The organism is Mesorhizobium sp. M1A.F.Ca.ET.072.01.1.1 (genome assembly GCF_004023325.1).
In the GTDB taxonomy this organism is placed as follows: Bacteria; Pseudomonadota; Alphaproteobacteria; order Rhizobiales; family Rhizobiaceae; genus Mesorhizobium.
This window is the reverse complement of the sequence record NZ_RZSF01000006.1, coordinates 47,266-56,741: the sequence shown is the minus strand read 5'-3', so window position 1 is coordinate 56,741 and position 9,476 is coordinate 47,266. Positions and strand designations below refer to the sequence as shown.

At 60.8% G+C, this 9,476-nt stretch carries 6 protein-coding genes; 5 read left to right on the top strand and 1 reads right to left on the bottom strand.

Annotated elements, in window-relative coordinates:
• Positions 1-137 precede the first annotated feature (137 nt).
• Positions 138-1,226, bottom strand: a complete 1,089-nt coding sequence (locus EOA32_RS01980) for a glycosyltransferase family 4 protein (RefSeq protein ID WP_128370693.1) — start codon at positions 1,224-1,226, stop codon at positions 138-140.
• A gap of 93 nt (positions 1,227-1,319) precedes the next feature.
• On the opposite strand from EOA32_RS01980, the gene EOA32_RS01975 reads away from it, so the two are divergent.
• From EOA32_RS01975 to EOA32_RS01955, 5 genes are all read left to right on the top strand, one after another.
• On the top strand, positions 1,320-2,480 hold the full coding sequence (locus EOA32_RS01975) for a DUF3095 domain-containing protein (protein WP_128370695.1): 1,161 nt from the start codon (positions 1,320-1,322) through the stop codon (positions 2,478-2,480).
• Between the two features lie 108 nt (positions 2,481-2,588).
• Positions 2,589-3,932, top strand: coding sequence for a nucleotide sugar dehydrogenase (locus tag EOA32_RS01970; RefSeq protein WP_128370692.1), 1,344 nt, complete (start codon positions 2,589-2,591; stop codon positions 3,930-3,932).
• A gap of 267 nt (positions 3,933-4,199) precedes the next feature.
• The gene (locus EOA32_RS01965; protein WP_095781217.1) at positions 4,200-5,540 is read left to right on the top strand and encodes an adenylate/guanylate cyclase domain-containing protein; all 1,341 of its coding nucleotides are present in this window, start codon (positions 4,200-4,202) and stop codon (positions 5,538-5,540) included.
• A gap of 143 nt (positions 5,541-5,683) precedes the next feature.
• Entirely contained in the window at positions 5,684-7,579 is a 1,896-nt protein-coding gene (locus EOA32_RS01960; RefSeq protein ID WP_128370691.1) for an ABC transporter ATP-binding protein, read from the top strand.
• Entirely contained in the window at positions 7,576-9,474 is a 1,899-nt protein-coding gene (locus EOA32_RS01955; protein WP_095830681.1) for an ABC transporter substrate-binding protein, read from the top strand. Before EOA32_RS01960 ends, EOA32_RS01955 begins: the two co-directional genes overlap by 4 nt.
• The last annotated feature ends 2 nt before the right edge of the window (positions 9,475-9,476 follow it).

Here is a 9,476-nt window from a genome sequence, read left to right as displayed (position 1 = left end):
GGTGAGTTCCAGCAGCCGATCAAGCGCAGCCGTCGGATCCACAGCGTCGTCGTCGCGCAACCAGAACTCCGCCTTGCGGTCCGCCCGTCGCCAGCACGCCAGTTCTTCCACCAAGGGCTGCCAGATCTGATCGAATGTCATGCAACCGCGATCTTCGCAAGAAGTTCGGAAAGCCGCGCCGCTGCAGTACCGAGAGAGCGTTCTTCGAGGATGAAACGTCTGGCGTTGCCGGCCATGGCGGTTCTTTCGTCGTCACGGACCAGAAGCCTTTCAATGGCAGACGTGAACGCTGCCACATCGCCCGGCGGGGTGAGAAATCCGGTCTGGCCATCCCGCACGACCTCCGGCACGCCGGCGAGGTCCTGCGCCACCACCGGAAGGCCGGCAGCTTGTGCTTCAAGATAGGCAACGCCATAAGCTTCGCCGCAACCCGGCCAGACGTAAATCCCTCCACTGTAGAGGACATCCGGCACGGCGGCTGGCTCGATCGCGCCAAGCCATTCGATCCGGTCGGCGGGCAGGCCGGCGAATTGCGCTTTGACCTCGTCACGGGCAGGCCCGTCCCCGACGACCGACATGGTCCAGGGCAGGTGGCCGATCGGAGCGAGGGCGTGCGCGAGCATGCGATAGCTATCGACCTTGTCGCCCGGTCGCATCATGGCGACGGTAACGAGACGCGTCGGACAACCACGCGCCGGCAGTTCCCGGAATACCGATGTGTCGATGAAGGGCGAAAGCATGCCGAAAACGGCGTCTGGAAGAGCGTCTGTCAGTCCCCGACGATCCCTTTGCGTGAAGCAGATGTTCAGCGCCGCCTGTTCGACGGCTCGCGCCACCAAGGCTTGCATATCGGTCCAAAAACCGACGTTGCGCCGCTTCGAATAGGAGGCTTCCGCGGTCACATAGGGGATGGCAAAGGCCGACGCCAGCTCGGGCCCGATCAGGTCGGGCGCCTTGTAATAGAGATGATAGGAGAACCAGAGGTCGGGCTTGCCGTCACGCTGCCAAAGCTCTGTCAGCCGCGCGACTTCCTGTCGGGCTTCGACCTTGAGCGCATCGAAACTTTTCGACTCCGGTTCGCGTAGATAGAAGCGCAATTCGGATGCCAGATCGACGCGATGCCCTCCATGCTCAAGCGCCTTGATCAACATCCGTGCCATCTGACGGTCGCCAGAGGCAACGGCATGATTGGGCGACTTCAGCGGCGCGTAGAAGGCAATTCGCATCGCCGGAGCCTATCATTCGAAAGCCTGCGCAAGTCAATTTCGAAGCATGATCGAGTTTCACCTTCAAGCAGTGGAATGTGCTATTGCATGCTCATGGAAACAGCCGCAGCGTCCGACCCGTTCGTCGCTTCCTTGCCGGTGTTCGCGAAGTTCGAAAGCGTTGCCGACATCGACAACTATCGGCCGCTCCCCGATGGCTGGGCGCTGGCCACCGCCGACATCGTCGGCTCGACCAAGGCGATCGGGGCCGGGCGCTATAAAACCGTGAATATGGCCGGCGCCAGCGTCATTTCGGCGCTGCTCAATGCGCTGGGTCGGCAAGATCTTCCCTTTGTCTTCGGCGGCGACGGCGCGCTCGTGGCGTTTCCGAGCTCGGCCCTGGAGATAACGCGCAACGCCCTGGCGGCGGTCCAGCGATGGGTGGCGGACGAACTGGACCTGACCTTGCGTGCCGCAATCGTGCCGATAGAGGATATAAGAGCGCAAGGCCTCGACGTTCGGGTAGCGAGGTTCCGGGCCTCCGAAGCGGTGTTCTATGCCATGTTTGCCGGCGGCGGCGGCAGTTGGGCGGAAGCCGAGATGAAAGCGGGGCGCTACCTGATCGATCCTGCGCCGGCCAACGCGCGGCCGGATTTGACCGGTCTCTCCTGCCGCTGGAGCCCGATCGAAGCCCGGCATGGCGAAATCGTCTCGATCATAGCCGTTCCGGGGGCCTCGCGCGATGTGCGCGGCTTTCAGGTTCTGGCTTCCGACATCATCGCCCTTGTCGGTCGACAGGAACGCGATGGCCATCCGGTGCCGGTGAACGGGCCGGCCTACGGTTTTTCGCCCGCCGGCCTCGATCTCGAGGCCCGGGCCGTCGCGCCGGCGGGAAGGCGGTGGTTGTCGAAGCTGTGGATAGTGTTCCTGTTGTCGCTTGCGGCTGTGACCGATCGATATGGCTGGACGATCGGGAGGTTCGATCCGAAGATCTACAAACGCGACGTGGCCAGCAATTCGGATTTCCGGAAGTTCGATGACGGCTTGAAGATGACCATCGATGTAGATGCGGATTTGTTGCAGCGGATCGAGCACCGGCTGCAGCAGGCCGAAGAGGCGGGCATTTGCACCTATGGCCTGCACCGCCAGCAATCGGCGTTGATGACGTGCCTCGTCGCCTCGCCGCTGCAGCGCGATCATGTTCATTTCATCGACGGCGCCGCCGGCGGTTATGCGATGGCTGCCGCAAGCCTGAAGGCGAAGGTGTCGGCCTGACGACGGCTTGCGGAGATCCATTTTCCGCAATATGCCTCGGGGTTGTTGGACCCACATGAGCCTCGCCGTGGAAGCGGGCAGTCTGTCCACATTGAGGAAAACAGATTTTTGGACGCCTCACGATCGACATATGACAGTCTGCTAAACCGGATTTCGACGCGCACCGCGCAAGTCGGGGTGATCGGACTGGGTTATGTCGGATTGCCGCTGGCGGTCGCGGTAGCACGCGCCGGCTCCCCGGTTTTCGGCTTCGACATCGAAGCCCAGAAGGTCGAGAATCTGAACAGCGGGCAATCCTACATCGAGGCGGTGACGTCCACTGCCCTTGCCGTCGAGGTGTCGAGTGGACGGTTTCGCGCCACTGCGGATTTTGCCGAACTGGCCGTCTGCGATGTCATCATCATCTGCGTTCCGACGCCGCTGACGAAAAACCGCGAGCCAGACCTCTCCTTTGTCAGGAACACGGCAGGCACCATCGCGAAGCATCTGCGTCTCGGCCAGCTGGTCGTGCTGGAATCGACCACCTATCCCGGCACCACCGACGACGTGATCAAGCCCATCCTGGAACAAACCGGCTTGCAGTCGACAATAGACTTCTTCCTTGGCTTCTCGCCCGAACGCGAGGATCCCGGCAACCGCAGCTTTGAAGTCGCGACGATCCCCAAGGTCGTGGCAGGCGACGGCATTGAAGCGGCGGCGCTCGTGAAGGCCTTCTACCAAGGTGTGGTCAAGACCGTCGTTCCGGTTTCCACCACCGCGACCGCCGAGGCGGTCAAGCTGACGGAAAACATCTTTCGCTCGGTCAACATAGCCCTGGTCAACGAGTTGAAGGTCGTGCTCGGTGCGATGGGCATCGACATCTGGGAGGTGATCGAGGCGGCAAAGAGCAAGCCCTTCGGCTACATGCCTTTCTATCCTGGGCCCGGACTTGGCGGGCACTGCGTCCCCATCGATCCTTTCTACCTGACGTGGAAGGCGCGCGAATACGAACTGCCGACCCGCTTCATCGAGCTGGCGGCAGAGATCAACACGGCTATGCCGCGTCATGTGGTCGATGAACTGGCCAGGGCGCTGGACCAGCGTTGCGGCAAGGCGCTCAGCCGCTCGCGCATTCTCATCATTGGGCTCGCCTATAAGAAGAATGTTCCGGACATCCGCGAGAGCCCTTCATTGCGGCTCATTGAACTCATCGAGGAATGGGGCGGCAAGGCCGAATTCCACGATCCGCACGTCAGAGAAATTCCGACGACACGGGAGCATATGGCGATCAAGGGGCGTCGGTCTGTCGAATTGAGCGAGGCAACCTTGAAGGATTTCGATGCTGTCGTCGTTGCAACCGACCACGACGCGATCGACTATCAGGCGATCGCCGATCACGCCCTTCTGATCGTCGACACGCGCAATGTTTTTGGCCGCCTCGGGCTAGCCCGAGAGACGGTGGTAAAGGCCTGACGGCGGTCTGAGCCGGCGAATTCTTTGCTCGATGTCAGTATCTTGGTTGCACTCGGCCGGCAGCGTCGACACATAATGCCCCAGTTAATAGATAAAGTTACGCCTGTCGCTCGCCCGCACGGACAGCCAGTTGCGAAGTTCTTCGCCGGCTTTTCCTGCCAAAGCTGGCTTCATTAACTTCGGGGATCTCTTCTTGGGGTCGTTGGCGGACTGTGTTGTGGGCGGATCAAAGGACAATGCCTCGTCTTCGAGGAGTTTCGAGATAGCATGAGCACAACGCAAGCAGAAATTTCCACCATCCTCATGGATAAGGTAGCCGATTGGCTGAACCAATCGGTACTTGCCGGCAACGACCTGGAAACATTGGTAAAAGGCTTTTGCGAACGGCTGGCTGCTGCCGGCCTGCCGTTGAAGCGGGTGCATTTGAGCTTTTCGATGCTTCATCCGCTTTATGATGCGCTTGGCTTCACCTGGGTTCGCGGCCGAGGCTTAGAAATCGAAAGCTTCCGCAATGAGCCCGGCGCGCCGTCCGACAGGTTCCTGACCAGCCCATACTATCATCTGCTCAGCAATAAGCTCGACCACCTGCGACGCCGGCTCGACCCGTCGCTGCCTTCAGAGTTTCCTGTTTTCGATGATCTCAGGCTTATAGGCGTCACCGACTATTTGGCTTTCGTGCATTCCTTCAACGGCAACGCCAGTCAGGGCATGATGGGGTCCTGGTCCACCGACAGTGCCGCAGGGTTCAGCGACAGCATGATTTCGGCGCTGCTGCGCATCCAGAACCATCTCGCTATGGCAACCAAGATGGCGGTGCTCACCAAGCTCGCCGACAACATGATGACCACTTATCTCGGCGGCGACGCCGGCAGGCGCGTGCTTGACGGTCAGATCAAGCGCGGCGAGGGCGATACAATCCGGGCCGCGCTGGTCATGGGCGACATGCGCGGGTCGTCAAGGCTTGCCGAAACCTCCGGCCGTGAAATCTATATCGATACGCTGAACCAGTTTTTCGACGCCGTTGCAGCACCTTTCAATCGCAAAGGTGGGCAGATCATGAGTTTCATCGGGGATGGCTTCATCGCCGTTTACCCTTGCGAAAGGCATCGCTCGCAGTCCGAGATCGCCTGCCAGGCTGCTCTTGCGGCAGCGCGCAGCGCCACAGCGCGCGTGACGGATCTCAATCTGCGCAGAAAGGAAAAGGGGCTAATCGACATAAAATTTGGTATCGGCCTACATGTCGGCAATGTGATGTTCGGCAATGTCGGGCTTACCGACCGGCTCACATTCTCCGTCTTCGGCTCGGCTGTAAACGAGGTCCAGCGCCTCCAGGTACTGACCAAGAAATATCCGCACAGCATTCTCGCCAGCAAGGACTTCGCCAGCTATTGCGGCGCCAGCAACTGGCTGACGCTCGGCAGCGAGGAACTGGCTGGCATCAAGCAGAAACTGACGGTGCTCTCACCCGATCTGTCGGGTGCTCTCGCAGTCGATGAAGACGGTGCGCTGGAGCCGGTTTATGACCGAAGATCGGACGCCGAGCAGGTCATGCTGCTTCACCGCGATGCCGCGCGGCTGTCGGCGGGCGACCCGAGCAAGCTCCAGTAACCGCCACGACCTGATCCGAAGGGCCCCAGATAGACAGTCCGCTCGCCGGTTCCGCCGCTGGCGACCGTTCCGAATCCAAGTTGCTCTAAGCTGGCAATAGGTTAGTCTCGCTTCCGAACCTGCCAGATTGGGGCTGGTGTGGAATGAATTCGGGTGTTGATCTGCTGCGGATCGAGGATGTTGGCATCTCTTTTGCCATCATCGGCGGACCGTTGCATGCCGTCAGGCGCGCAAATCTTCGCGTCCTGCCCGGCAAGGTTACCGCGCTTGTGGGCGAGTCCGGCTCCGGAAAATCGGTTCTCAGCCAGGCAGTGATGGGCATTCTGCCGGGATCAGCCCATGTTCGCGGCCGTATCCTGTTCTCCGATCCTGAAAGGCCCGGCACCACGCAAGATATCCTGAAGATGCCACGTGACGGACCCGAAATCCGGGCATTGAGAGGCAGCCGCATCGGCAAGATCTTTCAGGAGCCGATGACATCGCTGTCGCCGCTGCACACGATCGGCAACCAGGTCAGCGAATCCTTGCAGATTCATACCCCCATGGCTCGGGCGGAGCGCAAGGCGCGGACCGAGGAAATGCTCGGTCTTGTCGGCTTTCCCAATCCCAAACGCGCCTATGATATGTATCCCTTTGAGCTTTCAGGAGGATTGCGTCAGCGCGCCATGATCGCCATGGCGCTTATCTGCCGGCCCGCCCTGTTGATCGCCGACGAGCCGACGACGGCGTTGGACGTCACCATCCAGGCGCAAATCCTACATTTGCTGCGCGGCCTTCAGACCAAGCTGAACATGGCGATGTTGCTGATCACCCACGACCTCGGCGTGGTCGCCAACGTCGCCGACGAGGTCGTGGTCATGTACCATGGCGAGATCATGGAAGCGGGACCTGTCGAGGCGATATTCCGCCGACCAGGTCACCCCTACCTGAAGGGCCTGATGGCAGCCGTTCCGCATTTCGACCTGAAGCCTGGCGAAAGGCTAAAGGCGCTGCGCGAGGTGCCGGTGAATGTCGAGAACCTGCTCGGCAAGCAGACGGCGCCGCCGTCGAAGGGGCCAGACGATATCCTGTTGTCGGTCAGGGATCTGAAAAAGACCTTCACAATCCGCAAGTCCGGATTGTTTGGCGGGGATCATCAAACCACGGTTCGCGCCGTGGGCGGCGTGAGCTTCGATATCAGGCGCGGCGAGTGCCTGGGGCTGGTCGGCGAAAGCGGCTCCGGCAAAACCACGGTCAGCAAGATCCTTATGCGGGCTATCACCCCTAGCGGCGGCTCTGTGACGTTCAACGGCCGCGATGGAGCGATCGACGTCTTGCAAGGCGAGGGAGACGCCCTGCGCATGCTGCGCGCCAAAATCCAGATGGTCTTCCAGGATCCGGTTTCATCGCTGTCACCTCGCATGACGGTGGAGAACATCCTGAGCGAGCCGCTGGAGATCCATCAACGTGGCGATGCCGCGTCCCGACTCGCCACTGTCAAAAGCCTGATGCAGGCGATCGGGCTCGATCCGCGCTTCATCAAGCGCTATCCGCACAGTTTCTCCGGCGGGCAGCGTCAGCGTATCGGCATCGCGCGCGCGTTGGCGCTGGGCCCTGAACTGCTGATCTGCGACGAGCCGGTTTCGGCGCTCGACGTCTCTGTCCAGGCGCAGATCTTGAACCTGCTGAAGGACCTGCAGAAGGAACTGGGCCTGACCTACCTGTTCATATCGCACAATCTGGCGGTGGTGGACTACATGGCAGATCGAATCGCGGTGATGTGCGGTGGGCGTATCGTCGAGCTTGCGCCGCGCGAAACTCTGCTGAGGAAACCGATCCACCCCTACACGCGCTCACTCGTCGCCGCAGTACCTTTCCCCGACCTCGACAGGCCGATGGATTTCAAGACGCTGAAGCTCAGCGGCGCTTCCGACACCAGCGCATGGGGACCGCAATTCCGCGATGAGGGCGACGAGGATGTACTGTCGCCACTCGATCTTGGTGGCGGCCACCTCGTGCTGGCCCGACGTTCGGCCGATGTCAGCGAGCTACGCCATTGATCAGCCGGCGCACCGTCCTTGGACTCATGGCTTCCGCGTTTGTGCCGGGCACGTTGCGCGCAGGCGATCTGGAGCCGGAATTTCTTCAGCCGCTGCTGAAGGCCCTGGCGCTGCCGGCACTCTCCGAGCGCTTGCCCAAGAGCCCGCGCGTGTTGAATCTCGCTGCGATGGGGCGGCAGCCCGGCCAGTACGGCGGCACGCTGCGCACGATCATCGGCAGTCAGAAAGATATCCGGATGATGACGATCTACGGATATGCTCGCCTGGTCGGCTATGACGAAAAGCTCAACTTGCAAGCCGACATTCTTGAAAGTTTCGAGGTGGCAGACGATCGCGTCTTCACCTTCAAGATACGGGAAGGACATAAATGGTCTGACGGTAGCCTGCTGACGCCGGAGGACTTTCGCTATTGCTGGGAAGATGTCTGGCTGAACGACGAACTTTCGCAAGGCGGGCTCGCCCCGGCCCTGCTGGCCGACGGCAAACCGCCACGCTTCGAGATCGTCGATCCGTTGACGGTCCGTTATACCTGGGATGCGCCGAATCCCGACTTCCTGCCCAAGCTCGCTGCTGCTTCGCCGCTATCGCTTGTTCTGCCGGCCGCCTATCTCAAGCAGTTCCACAAGAAATACCAGGATCCATTCCGGCTCGCCGGCCTGATGGAGGAGAACAGGGCCAAGAAATGGACGCTCCTGCATATCCGCATGTCGCGGCAGTATCGCCCGGAGAACCCGGAACTGCCGACGCTCGATCCCTGGCGGAACCGGACCAAGCCGCCGGCTGAGCAGTTCGTCTTCGAGCGCAATCCGTTCTTTCACCGCATAGACGAGAATGGCCGGCAACTGCCCTATGTTGACCGGATTGTCATGAATGTGAGCTCGTCGGCGATTATTTCCGCCAAGACCGGCGCGGGCGAGAGCGACCTGCAATGCATGGGAATTGATTTCAGCGATTACTCCTTCCTGAAGGACGCGGAGAAGCGCTACCCGGTCAAGATGCACCTCTGGAAACGCACACAGGGTTCGCGACTGGCGCTGCTGCCCAATCTGAATTGTGCCGACCAGGTCTGGCGTGGCCTTTTTCGCGACGTGCGCGTGCGTCGAGCACTGTCGCTCGCTGTGCACAGGCGCGAGATCAATATGGCCGTGTTCTATGGATTGGCGCAGGAAAGTGCCGATACGGTCCTGCCGGAGAGCCCGCTCTACCGGCCCGAATTCGCGAAAGCCTGGGTTACCTACGATCCTGATCAGGCCAATGCCCTACTCGACGAGGTCGGGCTTCAGACGCGTGACAATGACGGCCTGCGGATACTTCCCGATGGACGCCCGGCGCAGATCGTCGTGGAAACGGCCGGCGAAAGCACGCTGGAAACGGATGCGCTCGAGCTCATCAGCGATCACTGGCGCCAGATCGGTATCGCCCTGTTCATCCGGACTTCGCAGCGCGACATCTTTCGCAGTCGCGCGCTTGGCGGCCAGATCATGATGTCGATGTGGTCGGGCATCGACAATGGCGTGCCGACCGCCGACATGAACCCGTACCAGCTGGCCCCCACCATTGACGACCAACTGCAATGGCCGCTCTGGGGTGCTCACTACTTGTCTCGTGGCAGGCTCGGCGAGGCGCCCGATCTTCCGCCGGTGGTCGAGTTGATGACCTTACTCAAGCGCTGGAACGCATCGACCGAAGCCACGGAGCGCGCTGAAATCTGGAATTCAATGCTGTCGATCTACACCGATCAGGTGTTTTCGATCGGCACGGTGAACGGAACATATCAGCCGGTTCTGGCCTCCTCGCGGCTGCGCAATCTGCCTGACAAGGCGCTCTACGGCTACGACCCGACCGCCTATTTCGGTGTCTACATGCCCGATACATTCTGGCTTGGAGAGTCCTGAGC

Excerpts from the sequence above, each read along its gene's own strand:
- EOA32_RS01965 (WP_095781217.1), top strand. The coding sequence starts at position 4,200 with ATGAGCACAACGCAAGCAGAAATTTCCACCATCCTCATGGATAAGGTA.
- EOA32_RS01975 (WP_128370695.1), top strand. The coding sequence starts at position 1,320 with ATGGAAACAGCCGCAGCGTCCGACCCGTTCGTCGCTTCCTTGCCGGTG.
- EOA32_RS01980 (WP_128370693.1), bottom strand. The coding sequence starts at position 1,226 with ATGCGAATTGCCTTCTACGCGCCGCTGAAGTCGCCCAATCATGCCGTT.
- EOA32_RS01960 (WP_128370691.1), top strand. The coding sequence starts at position 5,684 with ATGAATTCGGGTGTTGATCTGCTGCGGATCGAGGATGTTGGCATCTCT.